This window comes from Mycobacterium sp. NGS67, assembly GCF_059812185.1.
The window spans coordinates 13,636-37,796 of record NZ_JCALCF010000005.1 but is presented as its reverse complement, the minus strand read 5'-3'; the positions used below and the strand labels follow the sequence as shown (position 1 = coordinate 37,796).

Annotated in this window: 24 protein-coding genes and 1 pseudogene; 11 read left to right on the top strand and 14 right to left on the bottom strand. The window is 67.7% G+C overall.

Annotation, left to right across the window (positions count from 1 at the left end; all coding sequences use genetic code 11):
* Positions 1 to 192 precede the first annotated feature (192 nt).
* The 5 genes from AC5Y4D_RS05815 to AC5Y4D_RS05795 all read left to right on the top strand — a co-directional run bounded on the left by AC5Y4D_RS05815 (position 193) and on the right by AC5Y4D_RS05795 (position 3,890).
* Positions 193 to 741 carry a hypothetical protein gene (locus AC5Y4D_RS05815; protein ID WP_500036660.1) on the top strand — a complete coding sequence of 183 codons (549 nt, stop codon included), beginning with the start codon at positions 193 to 195 and terminating at the stop codon, positions 739 to 741.
* An 86-nt stretch (positions 742 to 827) separates the two neighbouring features.
* A complete protein-coding gene (locus tag AC5Y4D_RS05810) occupies positions 828 to 1,145 on the top strand; it encodes a hypothetical protein (RefSeq protein WP_065045145.1) in 318 nt (105 codons plus the stop codon).
* A 419-nt stretch (positions 1,146 to 1,564) separates the two neighbouring features.
* Positions 1,565 to 2,608, top strand: coding sequence for a DUF932 domain-containing protein (locus AC5Y4D_RS05805; protein WP_500036659.1), 1,044 nt, complete (start codon positions 1,565 to 1,567; stop codon positions 2,606 to 2,608).
* 375 nt (positions 2,609 to 2,983) lie between these two features.
* Positions 2,984 to 3,325: a hypothetical protein gene (locus AC5Y4D_RS05800; RefSeq protein WP_500036658.1), complete on the top strand. Its 342-nt coding sequence runs from the start codon at positions 2,984 to 2,986 to the stop codon at positions 3,323 to 3,325.
* 28 nt (positions 3,326 to 3,353) lie between these two features.
* Positions 3,354 to 3,890 (top strand): hypothetical protein, encoded by a 537-nt coding sequence (locus AC5Y4D_RS05795; RefSeq protein WP_500036657.1) that lies wholly within the window; start codon positions 3,354 to 3,356, stop codon positions 3,888 to 3,890.
* A gap of 87 nt (positions 3,891 to 3,977) precedes the next feature.
* Here AC5Y4D_RS05795 and AC5Y4D_RS05790 read toward each other — a convergent pair whose 3' ends face one another.
* A complete protein-coding gene (locus tag AC5Y4D_RS05790; RefSeq protein ID WP_500036656.1) occupies positions 3,978 to 4,322 on the bottom strand; it encodes a hypothetical protein in 345 nt (114 codons plus the stop codon).
* Positions 4,323 to 4,530: 208 nt separating this feature from the next.
* Between AC5Y4D_RS05790 and AC5Y4D_RS05785 the strand changes: the two genes are divergently transcribed.
* Both AC5Y4D_RS05785 and AC5Y4D_RS05780 read left to right on the top strand, forming a co-directional pair.
* A complete protein-coding gene (locus AC5Y4D_RS05785) occupies positions 4,531 to 4,836 on the top strand; it encodes a DUF5990 family protein (RefSeq protein WP_500036655.1) in 306 nt (101 codons plus the stop codon).
* Positions 4,787 to 4,968 (top strand): annotated as a pseudogene (locus AC5Y4D_RS05780) (DUF5990 family protein). Before AC5Y4D_RS05785 ends, AC5Y4D_RS05780 begins: the two are co-directional and overlap by 50 nt.
* Positions 4,969 to 5,051: 83 nt before the next feature.
* Here AC5Y4D_RS05780 and merB read toward each other — a convergent pair.
* The 13 genes from merB to AC5Y4D_RS05715 all read right to left on the bottom strand — a co-directional run bounded on the left by merB (position 5,052) and on the right by AC5Y4D_RS05715 (position 15,560).
* Positions 5,052 to 5,678, bottom strand: coding sequence for an organomercurial lyase MerB (gene merB / locus AC5Y4D_RS05775; RefSeq protein ID WP_500036654.1), 627 nt, complete (start codon positions 5,676 to 5,678; stop codon positions 5,052 to 5,054).
* A gap of 70 nt (positions 5,679 to 5,748) precedes the next feature.
* On the bottom strand, positions 5,749 to 6,171 hold the full coding sequence (locus AC5Y4D_RS05770) for a MerR family transcriptional regulator (RefSeq protein ID WP_500036653.1): 423 nt from the start codon (positions 6,169 to 6,171) through the stop codon (positions 5,749 to 5,751).
* Between the two features lie 17 nt (positions 6,172 to 6,188).
* The gene (locus tag AC5Y4D_RS05765; protein ID WP_500036652.1) at positions 6,189 to 6,482 is read right to left on the bottom strand and encodes an alkylmercury lyase; all 294 of its coding nucleotides are present in this window, start codon (positions 6,480 to 6,482) and stop codon (positions 6,189 to 6,191) included.
* Between the two features lie 4 nt (positions 6,483 to 6,486).
* Entirely contained in the window at positions 6,487 to 6,909 is a 423-nt protein-coding gene (locus tag AC5Y4D_RS05760; protein ID WP_500036651.1) for a MerR family transcriptional regulator, read from the bottom strand.
* Positions 6,910 to 6,958: 49 nt separating this feature from the next.
* Positions 6,959 to 8,338 carry a dihydrolipoyl dehydrogenase family protein gene (locus AC5Y4D_RS05755; protein ID WP_500036650.1) on the bottom strand — a complete coding sequence of 460 codons (1,380 nt, stop codon included), beginning with the start codon at positions 8,336 to 8,338 and terminating at the stop codon, positions 6,959 to 6,961.
* 13 nt (positions 8,339 to 8,351) lie between these two features.
* The gene (locus AC5Y4D_RS05750) at positions 8,352 to 9,344 is read right to left on the bottom strand and encodes a cytochrome c biogenesis CcdA family protein (RefSeq protein ID WP_500036649.1); all 993 of its coding nucleotides are present in this window, start codon (positions 9,342 to 9,344) and stop codon (positions 8,352 to 8,354) included.
* Complete coding sequence (locus tag AC5Y4D_RS05745) at positions 9,341 to 9,766, bottom strand: TlpA family protein disulfide reductase (protein ID WP_500036648.1); 426 nt, start codon at positions 9,764 to 9,766, stop codon at positions 9,341 to 9,343. The genes AC5Y4D_RS05750 and AC5Y4D_RS05745 overlap by 4 nt, the downstream gene beginning before the upstream one ends.
* Before the next feature lie 423 nt (positions 9,767 to 10,189).
* On the bottom strand, positions 10,190 to 10,813 hold the full coding sequence (locus tag AC5Y4D_RS05740) for a hypothetical protein (protein WP_500036647.1): 624 nt from the start codon (positions 10,811 to 10,813) through the stop codon (positions 10,190 to 10,192).
* A gap of 76 nt (positions 10,814 to 10,889) precedes the next feature.
* Complete coding sequence (locus tag AC5Y4D_RS05735; protein ID WP_500036646.1) at positions 10,890 to 12,050, bottom strand: hypothetical protein; 1,161 nt, start codon at positions 12,048 to 12,050, stop codon at positions 10,890 to 10,892.
* 1,142 nt (positions 12,051 to 13,192) lie between these two features.
* Positions 13,193 to 13,516: a helix-turn-helix domain-containing protein gene (locus AC5Y4D_RS05730; RefSeq protein ID WP_500036645.1), complete on the bottom strand. Its 324-nt coding sequence runs from the start codon at positions 13,514 to 13,516 to the stop codon at positions 13,193 to 13,195.
* A gap of 2 nt (positions 13,517 to 13,518) precedes the next feature.
* Positions 13,519 to 14,631 carry a tyrosine-type recombinase/integrase gene (locus tag AC5Y4D_RS05725; protein ID WP_500036644.1) on the bottom strand — a complete coding sequence of 371 codons (1,113 nt, stop codon included), beginning with the start codon at positions 14,629 to 14,631 and terminating at the stop codon, positions 13,519 to 13,521.
* A 115-nt stretch (positions 14,632 to 14,746) separates the two neighbouring features.
* Positions 14,747 to 14,944: a hypothetical protein gene (locus AC5Y4D_RS05720; RefSeq protein ID WP_500036643.1), complete on the bottom strand. Its 198-nt coding sequence runs from the start codon at positions 14,942 to 14,944 to the stop codon at positions 14,747 to 14,749.
* A gap of 85 nt (positions 14,945 to 15,029) precedes the next feature.
* Entirely contained in the window at positions 15,030 to 15,560 is a 531-nt protein-coding gene (locus AC5Y4D_RS05715; protein ID WP_500036642.1) for a hypothetical protein, read from the bottom strand.
* 242 nt (positions 15,561 to 15,802) lie between these two features.
* On the opposite strand from AC5Y4D_RS05715, the gene mobF reads away from it, so the two are divergent.
* The 4 genes from mobF (at position 15,803) to AC5Y4D_RS05695 (ending at position 24,152) form a co-directional block, all read left to right on the top strand.
* A complete protein-coding gene (gene mobF / locus AC5Y4D_RS05710; RefSeq protein WP_500036641.1) occupies positions 15,803 to 21,646 on the top strand; it encodes a MobF family relaxase in 5,844 nt (1,947 codons plus the stop codon).
* Between the two features lie 267 nt (positions 21,647 to 21,913).
* The gene (locus tag AC5Y4D_RS05705) at positions 21,914 to 22,897 is read left to right on the top strand and encodes an alpha/beta hydrolase (RefSeq protein ID WP_500036640.1); all 984 of its coding nucleotides are present in this window, start codon (positions 21,914 to 21,916) and stop codon (positions 22,895 to 22,897) included.
* A 107-nt stretch (positions 22,898 to 23,004) separates the two neighbouring features.
* Positions 23,005 to 23,805, top strand: coding sequence for a hypothetical protein (locus tag AC5Y4D_RS05700; RefSeq protein WP_500036639.1), 801 nt, complete (start codon positions 23,005 to 23,007; stop codon positions 23,803 to 23,805).
* A 122-nt stretch (positions 23,806 to 23,927) separates the two neighbouring features.
* On the top strand, positions 23,928 to 24,152 hold the full coding sequence (locus AC5Y4D_RS05695) for a DUF2188 domain-containing protein (protein ID WP_500036638.1): 225 nt from the start codon (positions 23,928 to 23,930) through the stop codon (positions 24,150 to 24,152).
* Positions 24,153 to 24,161 lie beyond the last annotated feature (9 nt).

Genomic DNA, 24,161 nt, shown 5'->3' with positions numbered 1-24,161 from the left:
CCTCACCTTCTTGCCGTCAGCAAGGGGGCGCAGCCTAATCGGCCGGGGGCCCGACCTGTCAACCCACGCCCGGTGGCGGCGCCGGCGGCGGAGGACATTTCCGGCCCTACCAAGCTCGCTGCCGCTCGCGGGCCGAAAATCCGCCGACGCCACCACCGGACTCTTCGGGGTTGACAGCCCACCCTCGACCGATTGACCGCACCCCTAGCGCTGACCGGCGCAGCCAATCACGTTGAGCGAACGGAGAACACGACCATGGAGATCTCAGAATTCGAGCATGCATTCAACCTGTGCGACGAGGCCGCGGGCCGCATCGCCGAGCAGGCCTACGGAATCACCCGCATCGCCGCCCACAACCACGGTGACATCGCGTTGACCACCGTGCACGAACGCACCGCCACCGGTGGGCACCGCCTGATCCTGCTGGCCACCGACGACCACGGCCAACTCGCCGCCGTCGAAGCCACCGCACCGGACCTGCACACACCCCCGGTGACCCGGATCCTCAAAGTCCGCGCCGGCGACCTCACCTTCCACGCCCTGCCCAAAAACAAGTGGGCCTGGTCCGCGGCCGCCGCCGGCCACACCTACCGCCTGGCCGCCGCCACCGGCGACGAACTCGACGACGCCGACGACCCGCTGTGGACCACCACCATCGACGACCACCGCCCGACCGACCACGACGTCCTCGACGACGCCATCGACACCCTGGTCGATCACCACCGCCGCCGCGCCGCCTAGCACTCACCGACGACCTCACAGCCCGGCCCGCCACTCCTCGGCGGGCCGGGTTTCCCCGTACCCCAACCCCTTCAAGGAGATCTCTCATGCCCGACATCGACTACGGACTGGCCCTCGACTTCGTCGACCCGGCCGACAACATCGCCCGCCAGCTCCGATTCCAACTCAACTGGGCACCCCCCGGTGACCCGCGGCTGTTCGACGGGACCGGCCAACTCGTCGCCGTCATCGACGACACCCGCCGCCCCGACCACGGCCGCACCCAAGCGCTCACCCGCCCCCGCGTCGCACACGCCGACGTCGACGCCGCCCTGCACGGTTGGCAAACCTGGGCCATGATCAACGACACCATCGCCGACCTGGCCGCCATCCGGCGTGCCCTGGTCGCCGCAGGCCTGACCTGAACCCGATCTACCCGCGGCCCGGCCAGCACCCATCACACCCGGGGGTTGGCCGGGCCCCTTTTTTCTTCCGGCCCCACACCGGCCAGCCGCCGTAGGAAACCCCTGTCGCTGCCGCCCGTGGCGTCGCGTAATCCGTAGCTACTCACCTTCTTTGCCTGTCAGCAGGGCGCGAATGGTAACCGGGTGGGGGCCCGTCCGCTCAACCCACGCCCACGGTCGGGCATCGCCGTCCCGAGTGACCGTTTTCGGCCCTATGCCAGCCCGCCCCGTGTCGCTGCGCGCCGGGCGGGCGCGGGCCGAAAACCCGGCGAGCACCCGCCGCGGACTCTTCGGGGTTGACCGTCTACCCCCACCCGCTTGCAAGCACCCCTGCGCCGACCGGCGCACCACAACACCGTTTCCCGAAAGGAACACCTCTCATGGCACACGAACTCGACATCACCGGCGGCATCGCGTCCTTCGCTAACTCCCGCAGCGACCACTGGCACCGACTGGGCCAATCCGTCGGCCACACCATGACCGCACGCGAAGCCCTCGACGCCGCCCAACTGGCCGGCTGGAACGTCCGCAAGATGGCCTTGCAGGTGCCCCAGGCCCCCGTCATCGACGAACACGGCGTCACCGCACCCGAACCCCTGGCGGTGCCCGATTTCTACGCCACCGTGCGCACCAACCCCATCAACGGCCGCCTGGACGTCCTCGGCGTCGTGGGCAGCAAGTATGAGCCCGTCCAAAACGAGGCGTCCTGCGATCTGCTCGACGCCCTCGTCGACGAAAGCGGCGCGCACTTCGAGACCGCCGGAGCGTTGCGCGGCGGACGGGAAACCTTCGTCACCATGAAGCTGCCCGAGGCGATCGTCTTCGACGGCCGCGACGGCACCAAAGACCGCACCGAGCTCTATCTGGCAGCGCTCAATTCCCACGACGGGTCCTCGAAGTTCACCTTCCTCATCACCCCGATCCGCATCGTGTGCGCCAACACCCAAACCGCCGCATTGCGGGATGCCAAAGCCAGCTGGGGAATCCGGCACACCGGAGGCGCCAGGGCGGCCATCCTGGAGGCCCGCAACGCACTCAAACTGACCTGGCGCTACACCCAGGCGTTCGAGGCCGAAGCGGCCGCGCTGTATGCCCGCGCGATGGACACCGATCAAGTCCGCGACTTCGCCCACCAACTGTTCGAGGTCGACGCCGCAACCAGCACCGCCACCCGCCGGCACCGCCGCGAACGGGCGGGCGGCATCGTGAAGCTGTGGACGTCCTCGCCGACCCTCACCCCGATCGCCGGAACCCGGTGGGCGGCCTACAACGCCGTCACCGAATACCTCGACCATCACGTCCCGGTCCGAGGTGCCCGCACCAGCAGTGACGCGGCCACCGCCCGCGCGCTGCGCAACATCGCCAGCGCGGCCAGCACCAGTTCGCTCAAAGCCCAAGCCTTCCGGATGCTGCAGACGCTCTAACCCGACCCGCCCGGGCCCGGCCAGCTCCCCACACCGGGGTTGGCCGGGGCCCCTTTTTTCTTCCGGCCTCACCGCCGCGCCTGACGGCGCGCGGGCGGGCCGCCTCAGCGGCGGCCACCTCCGTAGCCACTCACCTTGATTTGCCGCTCGACGGGGCGCACACGCTAACCGGGCGGGGGCCCGAGCTGTCCACCCACGCCCGCCGGTGGCGCCGGCGGCGGAGGACATTTGCCGCCCTACCAACTCGCTGACGCTCGCGGGCGACAAATCCGCCGGCCCCACCACCGGACTCTTCGGGGTTGACAGCCCACCCTCACCCGCTTGCCCACACCCCGTGCCGACCGGCACACCAACCCTCCACGAAAAGGCCTTCCCATGACCACTCTGCGGACCACCGTCTACCTCAACAACGCCCACGCCCGCTTCTTCGGATTCGACGAGACCACCGCGCAACTGCGCATGGCCGAAAGCTTCGACCTCGAGCTCCCCGAGCACCTCACCGGATCCGCCGTCGTCGACGCCGCCCTTAACGTGGTCTTCGAACAGCTCAACATCGACGACCCCGAACACATCTGGGCGCTGCGCTACCGCCTGGCCGGGCACCGCAGCCTGTCCGTGGGCGACGTCGTCGTTACCGGTGAAACCGCTTGGGTAGTCGCCCCAATCGGATGGAAGCCGATCTCCGCCGCCACCCTGACCGCCGGCATTGTCCGCTGAAACCCCGACACCGAAAGGAGCCGAACTCATGGGCGAGTACTTCACCCCGACCTTTCTCAACACCGCCGGGCACATCGTCTGCGCGCTGGACCCCGCCGACTATGGTTCGGGCCTCAAGCTGGCCGGGCACACCCGCGCCGACGCCCCGCTGATGTCTGCGGTGCTCACGCTGCTGGCTCTCGACGGCGGTCTGCGTCTGGTCTGGGCCGGTGACTGCGCCGACCCCGATCCCGGGCACCAGGCCGCTCTGTACTTCCTTGTCGAGGACCGCCATTTCGTGCGGTTCGACGGACTCGTGGCCGACGGCGTAGCACCGAACAGACCACTCGGCGAGGCAACCGTGTCGACCGGCAGAGGTTATCTGTGCAACCTCGACAAGCGCGAATACCTCGCCCACACCGATCTGGTCGCCGACCACACCGGGTGGCGGCGCACACCGCTGCCTACGCTGACCGTCGAATCCGAACGCACCACAGCCAATTCGCAGAACTTCGGGGCCTGGGCGCGCGACCGCCTCCACTACCGCCTCAGCCACCCCGGACCCGGGTGGAACCTGCACTGGTAACGTGCGGTCCCCGGGGGTGCCCGACCACGGACCCACCCGACGGGATTGTGGTCGGACACCCCCCTTGATGCACCGTCCAGCGCTGGTTCACCACAACGTGGGATCTCCTGACCCCAGCAACGCCGCAGCCACCGCCTCGCCGTCCCACCCGTGGCGCACCGCTTCGCGTAACGCCACCGCCCGCTCGCGGCGCGCCCGAAGACCGTTGTCGCCCTGCCGGATCGGCACGCGCCCGCCGCCCCGGCCCGCCCGCGCCATCATCACCATGTTGTCGCGCTGGCTGCCGCCCACGATGTGCAGCAACCCAACCTCGCCGGGCAGGCTCACCCGCACACACGCCGGGTTGTCGCAGCCGTGCAGAGCGCGCACCCACGGTGCCAACGGTTCGCCTTCCAATGCGGCCGCCAGCGCATACCGGTTCGGGCGCACCATGATCCGGTCCGACCCGCGCCCGACCCAGAAGACTGGCAGAGGGTACTTATTCGAAACGTGCGGTATTCCGTCCGTTGTCTGTAAGGCCTTTGGGGTGCTTGGGACTGTTACTCATGGTCTGAGTTGGTGCGGTTCGGACGGCGGATGGCGAGTTATCTACACGTGTGTAGGTGCGTCAAGCGGGTCGGTATTGCGGGATGATGGGTGTGTGCGAATCCGGATTGTCGGGACGCAGCTGCCGGGCCGCGAATGTGGAGCGAGCGGCGACTTTCCGGGCTATTCCAACATCCACGTCGGCGTGCAGCGCAAGAACCGCCGAGATGAATTGTTGGATCTGCATCCGGGCGACGCTGCAACCGCGGTGTGGACGTTCGACTGCGTTGTGGACGGCACAGACGTGCGTGGGCCCTATATTCAGGGACCCCCGGGTGGACGCTTCATCTACCTGAGCTGGGGCACCGTCGATGATGGCGGCCGCTTCACCCCTGTTTCGGCGCGCGAAGCTGATGCTTGATGCCGTGCCCACCGGCGTCCTCGAATCGGCCGCGAAGTCAGGGCTGTTGGCACACTCGGTCTGACTGACGCCAAGGGCAATCCGCTGTGCGCGCGCGTGCGGCCACCGCAGATCACCTGGACCGCAGCGTAATCACCGCGGTGTCCGCCCGCATCGGTCGCGGATGCTCAGCTTGGCTGTCAGCGTGTTGGCGTTGCGGCTGGGGGAACTTCGGGCTAGTCGAGGAGCTGGTTGCTGATGGGGCGCAGCTGTGGGTAAGCATCGGCGACGGGTAGCACAGTCCCGTCGGGGTGCGCGCCGAGCCAGTCTTGAGCGGCCTCGGCGGTGGCGAAGTAGCGACCCGGGTGGCATGTCGTGGCGCGCACCCGGGTGGTATCCATCTCCTGGGAGCCGGGAATCGAGATCACGGCGGTGGCCGGCGTTAGTTCGGTGACCCCGGCTTGCGGGTCGACGGTCAGGCGAATGACGGTATCGGTTGTCGGGCAGCGTGATTCGATCTGTGCGGGGCGGTCGAGGATCGCCGGGAACAGCAGGGTGTCGGCGGCGCACCACGTGTAGAGGTGGTGACCGTCGACGATGTAGGTGTGTGGGGTGGGGTTCTGCGTCAGTCCCCACCCGATGATGCGGTGCTGGTCGTCGTATTCGATGTCTTGGCCGGCGGGCGCATCTGTCAGGTCGGCGACCTCGACGCCGGCGGCCGCGGAGAGTTCGGTGATCGTGACCGGGTTGCCGTGGGCGAGCAACCGCACCGCGGTGCGCATCAGGTGCCTGCCAGTCTGCGTGTCGGGGCCGAACAGGGTGTCGGCGACGGTGTTGGCGAAGCGGTCGGCATCGGCGGTCATATCGGGTCCCCTTCTGCGTGCTGCATTGTTGTTCCGGTATCGATCGTCGGGTCTGCCACCGGTGGGAGAGTCAAGCCGCGCCGCTGGATTCGGCGGGATCGGGTCCCCACGGATCGGGCGTCCCGCACGCGCCGTGTCCGGTAAGCGCCTCGCGGTAGCGGTGGGCGAACGTGTCGATGCGGTGGCGTTGCTGCTCGAGCTCGTGGATGCGTGCGTCGATGCGGGCCCGGGAACGTTGCAGTAGCGCGGCCAGGGGCGGCCCGACCAGCCCAGGGTTGGTGTCGCAGGTTTCGGCGAGTTGTTGAATCTCGGCTTCGGTGAGTCCAAGGTCGCGCAGAGCGCGCACGATACGCACGCACCACAAGGCGTTCTCATCGAACAGTCGATATCCGGCGGGGCTGCGGCCGCGGGTGTAGATCAGGCCAAGGTCCTGTTGTCGCCGCAGCACTTTGACCGATACCCCGGTGCGGCGGGCCAGGTCCCCGACCGTCATTGCGGGCTGCTCGGCCATCATAATTGCGTTGACTGTGACGGGGTTTGGACGTGATCCGCTGTGTGGGCGCGCAGTGCGTCCAGCACGCGTTGCGGCGTGGGCAGATCGAGTCGGCATGCGTCACCGACCGGAGGCGCGGCCTCGGGGCGCATCACATCGACACCGTTGACGAGAACTGTTGGGGAGGGGTAGCGACCGACCCGGTCGATGATCGCCACGTCGACGCCCAGGCCGGTCAGGCAGTCGGTGATGACCTGTCGGGCGGGCGCGGCATGCGGGCAATTCGGCGCGGTGAGTAGTTCGATTCGCATGCGGTCACTCCTGGTTGGTGGAAGGTGGTGTGGTGGCGGCGGTTTGGATGTCGTGCAGGATCGGGCAGTCCCGCTGGGCACGGGGCTGATCACAGGTGTCGACCAGCCGGGTGAGCGCATCCCGCATGCCGGCGAGGTCGGCGATGCGGTGCTGCAGGTCGGCGATGCGGGCGCGGGCCATCGTCTTGGCCTCGTCACAGGAGGCGGGGCCACCATCGGCCAGATGCAGCAGTTCCTCAATGTCATCGAGGGTGAACCCGAGTTGTTGGGCTCGTTTGACGAACCGCACCACCCGCACCGCGTCAAGTGTGTAGGCCCGGTATCCCGAGGGGGTGCGTTGCGGTTGGGGTAGCAAGCCGCGGCGTTCGTAATACCGCAGGGTTTGGGTGTTGACGTGGGCCGCCGCGGCGACCTCGCTGGTTCTCACCCCACCAGCATGAACCCTGTACCCAACTACCAAGTCAAGGCGACCGGCGCTAGGTGCCGATTTCGCGGTGGATACCGCCGGCGGCGGTGTTGACCCCCTCGGCGAGGGTGGGGTGGATGTGGATGGCGGCGGCGAGTTGGGTGTAGGTGGCGCCGCAGGTCATGGCAATGACGGCCTCATGGACCAGGTCGCCGGCGTCGGGCCCGGCAATGTGGCAGCCCAGGATGCGGTCAGTTTGCGCGTCGGCGACGAATTTCACCAGGCCGCGGGTGTTGCCGATGGCGCGGGCCTTGACGACACCGGTGAAGTCCTGGCGTCCGATGATCACGTCGTATCCGGCGGCGCGGGCGGCCGGCTCGGTCAGCCCGACCGCGCCGACTTCGGGGTCAGTGAACACCGCATGCGGCACCACCCGGCCGGTGGTGCTGCGATCCTCGCCGCGAAACACGCTGCGGTAGATGATGTTGGCGTCGTCGCGGGCGGTGTGGGTGAACATCGGGCCGCCGCGCAGATCGCCCAGTGCCCACACGTCCTCCGCCTCGGTGCGCAGCGTCTCGTCCACGGGCAGGAACCCGCCTGGATCCGGTTGCAGCCCCAGGTGTTCCAGACCCAACTTGTCGGTGTTGGGGATACGGCCGGCCGCGATCAGCAGGTGGCTGCCGGTGATCTCGCCGCGTTCGGCGCCGGTGCAGCCCAGCCGGATGTCTCCGGCCGCGCCGGCGGCCTCGGTGCAGGTGGTGCCGGTCAGCACAGTGACGCCGTCGGCGGTCATGCCGGCGGCCACCGCCGCGGAGATCTCGGGATCCTCGGCCGGCAGCAGTCGCTGGGCACGCTGGATCACGGTGACTTTTGAGCCGAAGCGGGCGAACATCTGCGCGAACTCGCAGCCGACGTAGCCGCCGCCCACCACCAGAAGGTGGATCGGCAGCTCGGTGGCATCAAGCAGTGTGCGGGAGGTGTAGTACGGGACGGCTTCCAGCCCGGTGATGGCGGGGATGGCGGCACGCAGCCCGGTGGCCAGGAAGATCTTGTCCGCGACCAGATTGGTGCCGTCAACACTGAGGTGGTGGGATGCGGTGAATATCCCTGCGGCGGGGTAGAAGTCGATCCCATCGACCTTCTCGACCGTGCGGTAGGAACCCGCCCGAATAGGGTCGACGATCCCGTTCTTGCGCGCGACGACCGCCGACAGGTCGACGTTGACCGGGCCCGCGGTGTGCACGCCGAACTCGGCGGCCCGGCGAACCTGCTGAGCCACCGCGGCCGAGGCGATCATCGTCTTGGTCGGGATGCAACCGCGGTTCAGGCAGGTTCCGCCGAGGTTTTCCTTCTCGACGAACGCGACCCGACCGTGGCGGGCGGCGCGCAGCGCCAACGGCAAACCGGCCATGCCACCACCGAGAACCAGGGTGTCGTACCGCTGCGCCATCCCAGCTCCCCTCTCACGACGCATCACCGCGCTGCTGCCAATCACCTGACGGCGGCACGCCATCCGGGCCGCGGTCACCCACAGCGTGAACCCCCGCCGGGTCGTGCACGGTGTTTTCCGGGCCGCAGCACCCCGACGCGGCAGAATCGGCGGTCAGTGTCGGCTCAGACCGGTAGAGGGTGGATCTGCGGTATCGCCAGGCACCAGCCGCGGCGGCCAGGACGGCGCCGAGCGCCACGGCGGCGACGGTGCTGGTGTGGCCTTGCAGCCACGTGGTGACCACGGCGGAGAACCGGGCCACCGCGGTGCTGCCGGTGGCTCCGTTACCCGCAGCGGCCGGTATCCAATACCAGGCCAGGTAGACGCCGGTGACCAGCAACACGACCGCGGTGATGCGCGTGCCGTAGCGGGCCAGTGCGCCGAGGCGTCGGCTGAGCAGCGACCCGGTCACCGCGGCGGCGATCGACACCAGTAGCAGCACCGCCGCGGCGCCGCCCGTGTAGGCGGCGAACACCGCGAGCAGCCCCGTGTAACTCGCGGCGGTCTGGGCCTGCGCGATGACCGCCACCAGAACAGCAAAGCTGCACGACAGCGATGCGACCGCGTAGCCGACACCTGCCAACATCACCGCCCCCACACCGAGCGGACCCGAGGCCAGGCGGTTGCCGCCCGGGATGGATAGGTGCAGCGACAGGCTGCGGCCGGTGAGCATGACGGCACCGAGAACCGCCAAGACCAGGCCGAGGACCAGCCCCAGCCAGGGCATGGCGGTGATCAGGGCCCGGGCGCCGGCGCTGATGGCCAGCCCGGCGGCGGCCAGGGTGCCGGCGAACCCGACCGTCAGCGCGGCACCGGTGCGCAGCGCCCGGGTCAGTCGGACCGGCAGCGGGTACGTATCCGTCTCGCCCAGGGTGTGGGTGATCCACGCCGGTAGCAGCGCGAACCCGCACGGGTTGACCGGGGCGAGCATCCCGGCCGTGAACGCGAGGACGAGCAGGCCGTTCACTTCCCGGCTGCTTTGTCGAGTTGCTCGAGGATCTGATCGGCGGAGGGGGCGTGGCCTTGGTATGTGACCTTGCCGGCCGGGTCGACGACGATCACGGTGGTCGGTGCGCTGATCTTGTAGGTGCGCGACAGGGTTGCGCCGGTGTCGATGACGGCGGGCAGGTTCTTGCCGTCGATCTGTTCGCGGAAGTGGGCGGCGTCCTGCGGGGACTCCTGGGGGTCCATGTCCACCAGCAGGAACCCGGCCTTGCTGCCGGTCTGCTGCACGGTCGCCTGGGCCTGCGCCAGGGATTTCCCGCCGCCGACGCACTCGCCGCAGCTGAAGGAAAAGAACAACAGTGCGATCGGGGCGCTGCCGGGAACCGAGACCTGCCGCCCGTCGATGGTGGTCAGGGCGGCCGGGGCCGGGCTCGGGGCATTCACTCCCTGCGAGGCGGGAGGATTCGTATCAGCGGCGGGGCCGCACGCTGCGATCGCCCCCATCACCATCACCGCGGCCGCGGCGCCCAGAAGGCGCCCGCTGGCTGCCGTTCGGAATGTAAGCCGCCGCGTTCGTCCTACCGCGGGACTGCGGTGTTGACCTGAGCCGGTCTGGCGATCTCGCTCGCTCACACCGCCAGCATGAACCCTGTACCCAAGTGCCGAGTCAAGCAGAAATCGGCCCAATCGCCGACAATCCCCGGTCCCGTCAGCTCGGCGATACGGCCGGGTTCGAACTTCGAGTAGCACCTTCGCTGGCCTTGCATTCGGTACCTGGCTACAGGTTTGCGGCGACCACGAATCTTTCTATTCGGTGGTCGATTCCGCAGAGGGCGGCGGATCGAAGCTTCGCGACGGTGCTGGCCGTCACCACAGCGTGAAGGGACGCCCGGCCCCTTCGGCTGACCGAATCCGGGCCTCGATGCTGACGGCGTCCTCTTGGTTGGCAAGTCCGCTTCGGACGGCGGCCGCGATGGCGCGCGTGCGCCCGGCAGCACCGCGTACGTCCGCTAGCGGGCTGGCGTGGTTTCTCCGTCGAGTCAAATACTCGGCCCGGTTAGTAGTGTTTGTCCCGAGCTGCATGTGCGCCGGGTTCGTACACCCGGCGAAATCGCACTGGTGACAGATCACGGCATCCTCGGCAATGGACCACCCGAGCCGTGGGATCACACCGTAGGCCAGCTGATAGGCGAAGAGATGGGCAGGGACGGTGCCGCGTCTCGTCGGGCCGGGCAGGCTGGCGGCCCGGAAGGAACCGTGACCCGTCGAGGACACCCCACCGATCCAGACCCAGCACAGATCACCGGCGCGCTTGTAGCGCTTGCTTTCGAACCGGGCGACGACCTCGGGGTCATCGAGCCAGGACCGCCATCGGCGCTCCGGAACGCGGATTGGTCGCGGCTGCCCGATCAGGACGAGCTGCTCGACACTTGCCGAGCGGGCGCCGACGGAAAGCTCATGCAGCGGTAGCGGAGTGCCCGTGATCGCCATTATCGCCTTCACTGTCGCGCTTGATTTGAGCTGTTACCGGCGAGGGTACGTGTGGACTCCGACAACGCGGGGCTGGTCACTCGGACACCGACTTTCGCCACGGATGCGACTCGATACGCGCGGCGACGTACTCGGCGTTATCCCGGGCGGCGAGTGCGCCCCATCGCGTCGCTGTGGCGATGGACAGCCCGATCAGGTCAGCGAGGACCGGAGCCGGTAGGTCGGCGGCGAGCGCGCTGAGCGCCGCGCCGCGGGCCGGGCGGACGAAAATACCGACGTTCTTGTTGAGCGAGGTCGAAAGGCGGCCCCCATAGAAGTGGGAGCCCGGTCGGGCGCCGGGGAACAGCCATGCCGGGGTTCCCGTCCTCGAGGTCGTCGACTGCTCGTGGGTGCTGCGAGCTGCGAGCTCGAGTGTCAGCGCGGCAAGCGGCGGCGGGAGAAGGACGGGCTGGTCCCGCAGGACCAGGTAGGTGTCGGTTTCGGTGGTGGTGACTCTATCGACGGTCAGTTCGACTATGCGGGAGGGGATTTGACCGTAGAGAAGCACGAGGGCGCCAGCCACGCGCACTCGCAGCGCAAGTTTGTAATCGTGCAGGCACCGCCGGAGTAATGTCCAGCGTTCGTCGTCGCCGAGGACGTTTTCCGGTAGGCCTTCCCGGCCCAGCCAGTGAACCTGTAGATCCGCGCTAAGGCCGCGAGCGTGGGCCCATCTCAGGAAGTCCCGTACCCGGCGACGGGTACTTGCTCCCAGCCCGATCCAGGTATTGACGTCGTGTTGGGTGGCGTGGGCGAGGGTTCGGTCGTTGTCCTCGAGCCAGGTCAAGAAGTGTTCTGCAGTTTCGATCCGCGCTCTGGCGTACCTCGGGGCGCTCGCTGTGATCCCCAGCCGTGTTGCACGGTGTCGCGTACGCGGTAACACGGACCAGGAAGCGTAGGGGCGCAGCAGCTGAGCGGTCTTCGGTGATAGACGGGCGAGGAAGCTCTTCAGCCACGGCCCAAGCGATTCGAGGCCCTCAGCTTGAGCGTCGAGGGCCCCGGCGTGCACGAGAATGTCGCGCAGGTGTCCGACGCGGTTGTCCTGCGGGAGTTCGTCGAGAACCTGGTGGGTGATCGGGTTACCTATGGCCACGAGGTCACCTAGCAGCTGAATCCACCCGGAGCCATGGAGGATCTCTTGAGTCCGTTCTGGAGTGTTGTCCTGCAGTAGAAACGTCGCGACACCCTCCAGTTGGGTCATGATCTGGCCGTCGGGGCCGGCCAGCCGTTCGCGGACGCGCGCTTTCGCGGTGCACGCCAAACAGTGGGCGCCGCCAACGAGGAGATCGACCTGTCCGCAGTCGTTGCAGATCCAGTTGCGGCCGTCGCCCGAGCACGGGCCACAGACCGAGCCACCGCCATCACTGACACCGACTAAGGGCCGGATCTGCTGGCAGCTGGCGCAAGGCGCCGGAGACCGCCGCAGCTGCCGGTAGCAGGGCACACAGACTGGCCCGAGTGGCAGCGTGGTCTGAATCGCGGCGGTGCGCTCGCAGATCGCGCATGTTCGTGGGCGACGTCGACGAGAGCGGCACGTCGAACATATCGGCTGCCCCGACGCGCTCCCTCGCACGCAGGGCCTGAGGCGGCCACATTCGCTGCAAGTCGTCGTCGGAGGCACCCAGCAGCGGTTACAAATCCACGTGCCGGCGATCCGGTCAGCTACTCGGGCCTCCGATGTTGTGCGCCCGCATTGGACACACTCGTGTTCCCGGCCGCGGTGATAACAGCAAGGGCAGATCGGTCCATGGACGGTCAGTGCGTGGGCGCGCTGGTTCTCCCGGCCGCACGACGAGCACGTGTAGAGCTTGCGGGGCCCGCATGTCTGGCACAGCGGCTGGCCGTCGATGCGATACGCGACACGCGCGATCGTGCCGCATCGCGCACAAGGATGCTTGCGAGCGGGATCGCGAGCCTGGCAGCGCATGCACACGATCCCACCGCCTTCACGGAAGGCCGGCTGACCCACCTCCCCGCAACGCACGCACATCTTGCGATGCGTCTGCGTATAACAGCGGCCACAGATACTCGCGCCATCCCGGCGGTACGGCAGGGCTCTTTGTGCTCCGCACCGGTGGCAGCGCATCCGTTGCACGCCAGGGTGTTCGACGGCCAGGACATCGAGAAGAGCGCGCAGTGCTGAAGGCCCGGTGGCCTCACCGGAGGTCAATGCATCAGGATGGGCCTGGAGGTATTCCGCGAGCCCGGCAGCATGCGCCGGTAACAGCCTCAAACCCGCAATCTGGGCGGTCAGCAATTCGGTGCTCGCGTCGGGAAGTCGCGGCGCCAGTATCGCCGCGATGTCCGCCGGCCTGTTCTCCGCGGTGTGATGTTTCCGGCGCGTCATAGCCCGTTAGGGCGCCGAATGGTGGTCCGCCGAACCGCCGGCGGTGCAGCCGCTTTCGTCTCGCCGACAGTCTTGGCGACTTGGGCGCTAGTCGCCGTGATTTCGATGAGATCCTCGACGCCGACGTCGAGGATGTCGCACAGCGCGGCCAAGGTGTCGAGGCTGAGGCGTTGCGGTGTCGTGGTAACGAGGCGGAACACCTGCTCGCGGGAGAGGTGAATGCCGCGCTCTGCAAGCAGCGGCACCAGATCGGTGGTGGCGAACATGTCGCGGGTGGCCATGATCTTGCGCAGATTCCACTGATAGCTCATCTTTTTCATCGCTAGGTCTCCCACAGCTCGGGATGTCGGTCGAGCGCGCGCTGCAGCAGCCGGTTGCGGTACTCGTCGGAGACGCCGGTGTAGATCCCGGTCGTGGCCGCGTAGGTGTGTCCGACCTGGGTGGAGACGAACTTCTCCGGATAGTCGAACTCGATCAGATGAGTGACATACGAGTGGCGCAGGCAATGCAGACTCAGAGACGGGTCAAGCCCGGCGGAATCACGGGCGGTGGTGAACGCTTCGTCGATGCGGCGCATAGAGATACGGCTGGCGCGTTCGGTCATCCACAACGCCGGATGGGCTCCGACGCCCAAGGCCGGCCGAATTTCGTTGCGCCACTGCTCGACGACCGGGACGATCCAATCCATCTCCGGAACGGTGAGCACAGTGCGCCGCTTCGGCGGACTACCCCGCGAGGATTTGCCCCAACGGACAAACAGGCCGCCGTAGCGCCCGAACGCGGGGACTTTCGGGTTGTGGCGCAGATCAGCAAGATCCAGCCCCCATGCTTCCCGGCGCCGAAGTCCGAACGCGTAGATGGTTTTCAGCAAGGCCGCATCTCGCATCGCCGCCAATCCTCCCTTGCACCGGCGGGCACGGATCTCCTCGACCCGACCATCAGCGGCATCGAACAGTGCCTGGATCTCGTCATAGGTCAACGGACGTCGGCGCGGGTCCCCTTCGTACTCGGTGACATGCACGATGGTGTTCCACTCGTGCAGAACCTGCGACGGTGCCACACCAAAGCGCTGCAGGCATTCGCCCGTCCAGCCATAGCGGGGGTCGCTCACGTACTGCAGAAACATTCGCAGCGTGGTCTCGTACAGCCGAGCGGTCGAGACCACAATCGGCTCCGCTCTGTTTAGACAACTGTCAATGAACGCCTCCACGTCGGAGGACCGCCAATCCCACGGATACTCGTTGACGAACTCGGTGACCCGCCGCGCCAGCCTCAGTCGTGAACTGATCGTTGCGGCCTTCAGAAATCGGGTCCGCTGCTGCAGCGCACACCCCTCGAGCATGGCCTCGAACACCGCCGACTCCGGATCGAGATGACGAACCCCCGGCACGAGCACAAGGTGCGACGCGCCTGCCAAATCGACTCTATCTGCCACGTTGCATAGGATGCAACATAACTGCGTTAGAAGCAATCCCTATTTAAGCAGCTCCGGCCGCATCCGATCGTGGCATGATCTTCCTTGCTTCCATCGATCCGCCACGCACGCACCGTTATCGCGAAGTGGCGCAATGCTTCACCAGATGCAACTCCGCTCGGTTCCTGCCGTAGCCGTCGGTTCCCACCGCGCCGGTCCAGATCGCGCAATCCTCCGCTCCGGGGCCGCGCACCACGTGGGCGGCAAAGCGCGCCAGCTCCTCGGCATGCGCGACCGGATCAACGACCAGCTGTAGCGGTTGCGAACGTCCCATGACCCCACTGCGTTTCGATGCCTACGCGCGGCCCGGTTGCCGCACCCGCACCCATCCTCGCCGCGGACACCGACATCGGACCTTCTTAGGCCGTCGCCGATGACGGCGCCAGCGCCTTCACAGCGGCCACGCTTCGGATCGTGTCTGCCGCCGCCCCGTTCGCCTCGACGGCACCGCCGGCAGGGACAGCGGCTGGTTGTGCCGCCGCGTCGTCATCGGCCGGCGGCTGCGCCGCCGCTGCCGACTCCTCCGCGGCCGGCGGCGCGGCATTCTGCCCGGCAGCCTCGGCTTCCCGAATCAGTTCGCGAGCTTGCTTTTCGGAGAGCTTGGCCATCCGCGCGATCTCACGCAGGGGCTCCCCCCGATCGCGCATCGCGGCCAGCGCCTGCCCGCACACCACGCGCTGCGCGCCGCGGCGGCGCTCGGCGTCCTCGCGCAACACCTGCTGGCGCGCCGCAAGCCAGCCGTCCACTGCCTCGACGCGCTCGCGGGCGGAGAAATACCGTCCCAGATCCTCGACGTTGGCCCGGGTGCGGCGCACCACGTCGTCCTGGGCGGCGCTGGCGGCCTCGCGCGCTGCGCGGCGGGCCTGCTTGCTGATCACTGTGTTCGCCATGGATCACACGCTAAGCCCCACCAACCCCCCAGCGCCGCAACGCAAGCCAAAAATCTTCCGACCGCACCCATCACCGGGCTTCGCACCCGATCACTCACCGCCGCCCCGAACGGCACTTAGGGTGCCCTAATCTTTCCCTACCGCCGAACATCACACCTCTTGCACTCAGGTAACGGTTCGGTAACGGCCGTTATCTGGGGGCGGGGCCGCCCCTAGTTTCAGGTTCAGGTGATGACGCAGTGATGGGCTTACATAAATTGACCGCCGGCGACGGCTATCTCTATTTGATCCGCCAAGTCGCCGCCTCTGATGCCACCGAGCGGGGCCGCCCCACTTTGGCGCAGTACTACACCGAAAAGGGGGAATCCCCGGGCCGGTGGATGGGCCGCGGCCTGGCGGCACTGGCCACTCCGCTGGCCCGCTACGCCTGTGACCCGCTGGTCGCCAAGTACTGGGGCGTGCAGGCTGGCTCGCAGGTCGGCGAAGAGCAGATGAAGGCGCTCTTCGGCGAGGGTTTACATCCCAACGCCGAACAAATCACCGGTCTTCTGACGAAGCTGGGCGCCGGTGCGGCCGGGGCGAGTATGGCCGCGCGGCTGGGCCGGCCTTTCCATGTCGATGGCAAAGAAAACCGGTTCGTCACCAGGCTTCGCGAGGTTTACCGCGACTACAACCTCACCCTCGGCGCCGACGTTTCAGCCAGCATCGCCCCCGACATCCGGGCCCGGCTGCGCACCGCCGTCGGGCAGGAATTATTCACGCAAACCTACGCTCGCCCACCAGCAGACGCGCGGGAACTGTCCGGTTTCATCGCCGCCAATTCCCGTTCGGCATCGACCGCGGTGGCCGGCTATGACCTCACCTTCACCCCGGTCAAATCGGTCTCCACGCTGTGGGCCATCGGGGCACCGCCGATCGCCGCCGCGATCGAGGACTGCCACCGCCAGGCGGTGGAGGAGACCCTGGAATTCCTTGAAGACAACGCCGCGTTCTCCCGCATGGGAGCCGGTGGCATCGCCCAGGTCGACACCACCGGTTTGATCGTGGCCGCTTTCGATCACCGCGACTCCCGGGCTGGGGACCCCAACCTGCACACCCACGCCGCAGTCAGCAACAAGGTCCACGTCATCGGCCCCGACGGAATAGGCCGGTGGATGGCGTTGGACGGCGCGACACTGCACCGTGCCGCGGTCGCGGCCTCGGAGTTCTACAACACCCGCATCGAAGCGTTGCTGGTCGAAAAACTGCGGGTGCGGTTCACCGCGCGGCAGTCCCGGCGCGGTAAACGACCCGTGCGTGAAATCGACGGCATCCCCGAGGAACTCAACGAGAAATACTCCTCACGCAGCGCCGCCATCGACCACCGGGTGGGCGAGCTGGCCAAAGGGTTCCACACCGAACACGGCCGCGAACCCACCGCCACCGAGATGCTCGCCCTGACTCAGCAAGCCACCCTGGAAACACGGCAAGCCAAACACGAACCCCGCTCCCTGGCCGAGCAGCGCCACACCTGGCGCGTGCAAGCCGTCGAGGTCCTGGGCAGCCAGCGCGCGCTGAGCAACATGGTCGCCGCGGTCACCAATCACGCACCGGCACACCACGTCCCGATCACCGACAGCTGGGTACACCAGCAGGCCGCTCACGTCATCGACACCGTCTCCGAGCATCGCGCCACCTGGACCATCAACCACGTCCGCGCCGAAGCCCACCGCCAGCTGCGCTACGCCGATCACCCTGGCGGACCTGAACTGGTCGACCGCATCGTCACGGCCGCCCTGCGCGGGCACAGTCTGGTCCTGACCAGCCACGCCGACACCGACAAACACGAACCCGCCGCCCTGCGCCGCGCCGACGGTTCCAGCGTGTACACCCGCCACGACACCACCCTGCATACCAGCGAGGCCATCCTGGCCGCTGAGCGGCGCATCCTGGCCGCCGCCGCCCGCACAGACGGCCGTGTCATCGACGCCGACAGCATCGAAGTGGCGCTGCTGGAAGCCCACGCCAACACCGGTGTGGCCCTCAACGATGGACAAATTGCCATGGTCCGCGAAATGGCCACCTCCGGGGCCCGCGTACAACTCGCGCTCGCCCCCGCAGGCACCGGCAAAACCACCGCCATGGCCGCCCTCGCGGCAGCCTGGCGCACCAGCGGCGGCACCGTGATCGGCCTGGCCCCCACCGCCGGAGCGGCCGAAGTCCTGGCCGAAGACCTCGGCTCGGATACCGACACCCTCGCCAAACTGGTGCAGCTCACCGGCACCCGGGCAGACCAACCCGAAGCCCCCCACGACGACCCCGCCCGCCGATGGTTCGACACCATCAACGCCGACAGTTTGCTCATCGTCGACGAAGCCGGAATGGCCTCCACCGCCGACCTGGACACCCTCCGCGCTTGTGCCGAAGCGCGCGGTGCCAGCGTGCGCCTCATCGGCGACGATGAGCAGTTGGCGTCGATCTCGGCCGGCGGCATCCTGCGCGATCTGGCGCAGCGCCACAATGCGGTCACCCTGAGCACCGTCGTGCGCTTCACCCACCCCGAAACCGGGCACGCCGAAGCCGCCGCCAGCCTGGCCATCCGCAACGGTGACCCCGCCGGCATCGGCTTCTACATCGACCACGGCCGTGTCCATGTCGGCGCCGATCAACACGCCGCGGACATGGCCTACGACGCCTGGGCCGCCGACCGTGCCGCCGGGCGCGACTCGATCCTGTTGGCTCCCACCAACGAGCTAGTCGCCCACCTCAACGAACGCGCCCGACTGGACCGTCTCACCGCCGCCGGCACCGACGCGAGCACACCCAAAGCCGCAGCGACCGTCACCCTCGCTGATGGGCTGACCGCCTCGGCCGGCGACATCATCGCCACCCGCAAGAACGCCCGCTGGATACGGACCACCAGCCGCGGCGGCTGGGTCAAAAACGGCCACCGCTGGACCATCCGCACCGTGCACGACGACGGCTCGTTGACCGTCGTCCCGCTCCGAGGCCGCGCCACGACGGTGCGGCTACCCGCCCGCTACGTCACCACCAACACCACCCTGGGCTACGCCTCCACCATCAACGCCGCCCAAGGCATGACCGCGGGTGGGCGCGACGTCGAAGGCACTTGCCACACCGTCATTTCCGACCGGCTCACCCGCCAGCAGTTCTACACCGCCGGCACCCGCGGCTGCACCGAAAACCACTTCTACGGCTCCACCGCCGAATCCGACCCGCACCGCATCCTGGCGCCCAAAGCCACCCACCCGCCGACCGCCGTCGACGTGCTCACGACCATTCTCGGCCGCGACGGCGCACAAATCTCCGCTCACACCGCCGCCGCACTCGACGCCGACCCGTTCACCCGGTTACACCAAGCGTGCGCGATGTATGCCGATGCGCTCTCCGCGGGCGCCGAACACCGCGCCGGCACCACCGTCATGGCCGCCATCGACACCGCGGCCGCGGGCCTCGGAACCCGCGTCACCGACGCCCCGGCCTGGCCGGTGCTGCGCCGCAACCTGGCTCTGCTCGCCCTGCACGGTGCTGACCCCGTCGCCGCCCTCCACGACGCCGCAGCCACCCCACTCGGCGATGCTGTCGACCCTGCCGCCGTCCTGGATTGGCGCCTGCCCATCCGCGGCGAAACCACTGCGCCACAACCCGCCCCGCTGCACTGGCTCAACCCCACACCAGCGGCCCTGAGCAACGATGACGTGTGGGGTCCGTGCCTGCGCGCGCGGACTGAACTGGTCACCGAACTCGCCGACACCGTACGCTCCACCGCCCGCGGGTGGGGGGCTGCCACCGCACCGGCATGGGCGCGCCCACTGCTCGGCCAGCGCGACCCTCTGATGGCCGAAATCGCCGTCTTCAGGGCCGCCCACGGCGTCGATCAGGCCGACACCCGCATCACCGGCCCCGAACAACACTCCAACCGCTCCAAGGTCTTCCAACAGCTCATCAACGCCCGCCTCGACGCCGCCCTGACCCGAGCCAACACCGACGCCGCGCGTTGGCGCCAGCTCGCCGAAAACCACGACCGACATCTCACCGCAGACCCGTTCTGGCCGCGCCTGGCCACCCACTTCAACGACGCCGCCCAGGCCGGCGCCGACATCGACACGTTGCTGCGCGACGCCCTAGCCGCGCACGGCCCACTCCCGTCCGAGATGCCCGCCGCCGCCCTGTGGTGGCGCCTGGCCGGCACCCTGGCCCCGCCGTCGCTGGATCGCGCCGACACCACCCTGCGACCGGCGTGGGCCCCGCAGCTGCACGGTCTGTTCGGCACCGTCGTCGCCGAAGCGATCCTCACCGACCACGCCTGGCCGTCCCTGGTCGCCGCGGTGGCCGCCTGCGACTGGCCCCCGGCTGATCTGCTCGCCGCCGCCGCGGAACACCTGCACGACATCAACGCCGAAAAGCCTTTGCGCCCCGACCAGTACGCGCGCCTGCTGACCTACCGCGTCGAGCTGCTCACCCACCACGCCGCCACCCTCGACCCCGACGTACCGCACCCCGCCGACACCCAGCACACACAGGCGGTCGGCGACCAACTCGACTGGTTCGCCACCGGCCACTACGGGCTCGAGGAGGACCTTGGCGAGCCGCCACCCGATCCCACCGACTACCCCTACAGCTTCGCCGAAGAGGACCTCGCCGGCCTGGACTTCGACGACCTCCCCCACCACCGGCCTCTGCGTGCTGAGCTGGCCGAGAACACTGACATCCCCGCTCTGCGCGCCCGCCGCGACGCCGCCTACCGCCACCTGCGCCAGCTGGAAAAAGCCATCCTGGGCGGGGGCGGTGGACCCGCCGAACACGCCGCCGCCGCCGAACTCGCCGACCTGCGCCGCCGCCACCACCAGCAGCGGCCCCTGCACCAGGCGCTGGCCCACGCCCACACCCGGTGGGTGCACGCCGAAGACGCCGCCGCGCTGCACGCCACGCTGCTCGACCAGCTCGACGCCGTGATCACCGCCGCAACCGGCCGCGCCGATGACGGTGCCGTCGCCCGCTACCGTGCTCACCGCGACCAGGTCACCGGAAACACCGAGCGCATCACTGTCGCGCTGCACACTGCGCGCACCCGCCTCGACGACACCCGCACCACCCTGCTCGACGCCGCCGGCGGCCCGCAGGGCATCGTCACCGAACACCACATCCACACCCGCCGCACCGCGGCCATCACCACCGACACCGCCGCCCTTAACGACGCCCGCCGAAACGCCCGCACCCTCGATGACCAACTCTGCCGCGCAGAAGCCGGGGCGGCCCGCGCCCTGGCGCAGCGCCCCGCCCACGCCTACGATCTGGCCGCCGACCTCGACGCGCTGCGCGCCGAGGTCGCTTTCTTGCAGGCCGCCAGCACCGTCAGCCCCGGCGCCCTCTACTACCCGCCCGAGACCGCGCTCGCCGATCTCGACGACACCCACCGCCGCGTTGTTACCGCGATCACCGCCAACATCCACACCGTGCAAGCACTGCACCTACACCCCGGCGCCGACAAGCACGGTGCCCTGGTCGCGCTCATGGCCACCGCACACGACCAGGAACATGGTGTGCTCGCCCTGACCGCCAGCCCGACAGCCCGCGACTACGCCGCCCACCACCCCTACGCCGACGCCAGCGGCCACATCGACAGCGCCCGCACCACACTCGGCAAGACGCCCCTGAAACTGCCTCTGGGCAGCCTGATTGTCGTCGACGACGCCGACCACCTCAGCACCGACAACCTGCACTGGCTCACCGCGGCCGCCACCGCCACCAACACCAAACTCATCCTCATCACCACCGGCGACCACCACCACCAACCCGCCTACACCCTGATCGCCGCGCTTCAACACAGCTCCACCACCGCCCACCAACTCGGCACCCCCGAACCCGACCCGCACCCGGCCCCGCGCACCGCCATCGAACGCGCCGAACACCACCTCGCCACCACCAGCGCAACCAGCACCACCCGTGACCAAGCCGTCGAACTACTACGCCAGCGCACCCAGATCGTCGACCGCCTACGCGACATCGCCGAGGCCGCCGCCCACATCGACAACCTCACCACCTCAGACCGCCACATCGACCGCAGCTACGGCATCGACCTCTGACCAATAACGCGCTATGAAGTCCCCTCAAAAGGCGACCGCGACCAGGGCGCGGGCGATACGATCCCGGCTCATGCCGACCACGCCGCGCCTACGGTGCCGGCGGCATGTGTGCGCGCACCGCCATGCGCCGATCCGCTCCCGGACTTTGATTCCCGCCACGGGCGCCGAGGCAGCCGGTAGCCGGACAGAACCACCGCTGCAGCGCCACCACGGACATCGCCGATGACCCGCGCGGCCTCCGCCTCCGAATCCGCGGAAACACCATTTATGGAACGGCTGTCCGAGCGATGGGCGCTAATCTTTGACCACAGCAGCGACGCGTTCGAGCTCCGCCAGCACCTGCACGGCAATTGCACGCCCCGCAGGCACGTCCAAGTCGCGCGCGTGCACTGTCGTAGGGCGCACGGTCCTAAGGGCCACGGCGATATCGCGGCGCACATCTACGAACCGCTGAGCACCCACACCACGCCGGGAACCAACTCCCGTCCCGCGTTGATCGTCTACTTTCACGGCGGCGGTTTCGTCCTGCGCGACTCCGTGTCACGCGATGCCGATTGCCGTCGCCTGGCCAACGGCGTCGGCGCGGTCGTCATGGCCGTCGACTACCGCCTGGCCCCCCAGAACCGCTTTCCCGCCGCGCTGGAGGACGCCTGGACGGCAACCCGCTGGGCTGCTGACATCGCCGAGCAGATGGGCTGCGATCCGCACCGTGTGGCGGTAGCCGGAGAAGGTGCTGGTGCCAACCTGGCGATCGGCGTGTGCCTGTTGGCCCGCGACCGCAGCGGACCTCCCATCGCCTTCCAGCTCCTGCTTTGTCCCGTCGTCGACCAGCGACGCCAATCCGCGCCCACCCCCACTCCGCCGCGGGCGGCGGTCGTCACCGCCGAACACCTGCACTGGTTCAGCGACCAATATCTCGCTAGCGAACAGGACCGGCTCAATCCGCTGGCCTCACCCCTTCTCGCCGAGCTCCGCACACTGCCGCCAGCACATCTGGTCCTCGCCCACGCCGACCCGCAGCGCGCAGCCGGTGAACAGTTCGCCCGCCAGCTGCGCGCCGCCGGCGTGCCGACCACGGCGCGCTGCTACCCGGGCATGTTTCACGGCTTCTACAATCTGGCCGACCAACTCGACACTGCCGCGCGCGCCAACACCGATGTCCACACCATCTTGCGCGACGCCCTCAACAACCCAAAACTCGCTGCCCCACAAGCCGTTATGCTGACGCCCGATAACAGAGGCGGTTGTTGAGACGCGCACTCGAAAGCTTCTCATGATGCAGGCGGAGGCAATTCCGATCGTGGGAAACGGCGCTATCTGTAGGCCTGCGTCTGAAGGCGGGTGGGAGGAGATTCAGCATGATATTCGTAACGACAGCGGAATCAGGTAATGGTGCCATCGTCGATATTTCCTTTGAAGACTGTCAGCTTCTCAGCGCTGCGACGATGGAGGTCCTTGACATCGTCGAAAACGCCGACTTCCTGGAACGAACGGGCTTCCAACCCCATGCCTTTGACTACATATTCATATGGATGGGAGAGAACCAGCCAAACGCCGCTCAGCGACTCGCAGACAGGCGAGACATTCTCGCCTCATTGAAAAACCAAATGAGGTCGCCAACGACCAGTGAACTGCGGCTGGCAACCAAGATTAGCGACAACGACACCCAGACCGTCCGCTGGAACCTCAGCCGCGACGCGCTGCTTATGTTCGACTGTGCATCACGGGAAATCCTTGACTACTTCACTCACAGTATCGGTTTCCTTCAGGAACTCTCAACCCGCACCGGCTTCCAGGCAGAGGACTTCCGCGCTATCCACCAACACATCAAAAGAATCTTGTTCGCTATCGACGATCGCTATGCGCCATCTCCCACGCACGGGCATGTCGGAAAGCGCTTCCACAAAGGGCAGATTTCCGGAATCAATTCACCGGAAGACCTTCAGGCAGTCGTCCGCGACGCCATCACCAACTCCAGCGATATCGCGGGTATCGAAAGCGTCAAAGGGGCACAACGCGCAGTATTCTACAAATCCGAAAACCCGATCTTGGTCATGATAGATAAAACCAACGACGACGGCGGTACAACATTTCGGCCCCAATACTTACACAACTACTTCCTCAAACTCATATTCAACCAGGGAAGCTTCCTGAAGTGATCTGTTGGTATCGGGCCGACGGACCCCGGGTGGTGCGCTGCGCCGTCACCGTAAGACAAGACAACGCGGCTTTCGGTTGAAATAATGTTGCACACGCAAGCCCCGGCAGCCGAGGAGGAATCATGCCCGAAGGCGACATCACCACCTACAACGAAGACGGGGTGTGGAAGTCGAAAGTGGAGGGCAGCCGCCGCGCCGCCCACACCGGCGGCACCAAAGCCGAACAGACCGCGATCGGCCGAAAAATGGCGCAGGACCGCAAGGTCGAGCACACCATCCGCAACCTTGACGGAACGATCCGCCAGAAGAACTCCTACGGCAACGACCCCAACCCGCCGCGCGGCTAACGGCCACGC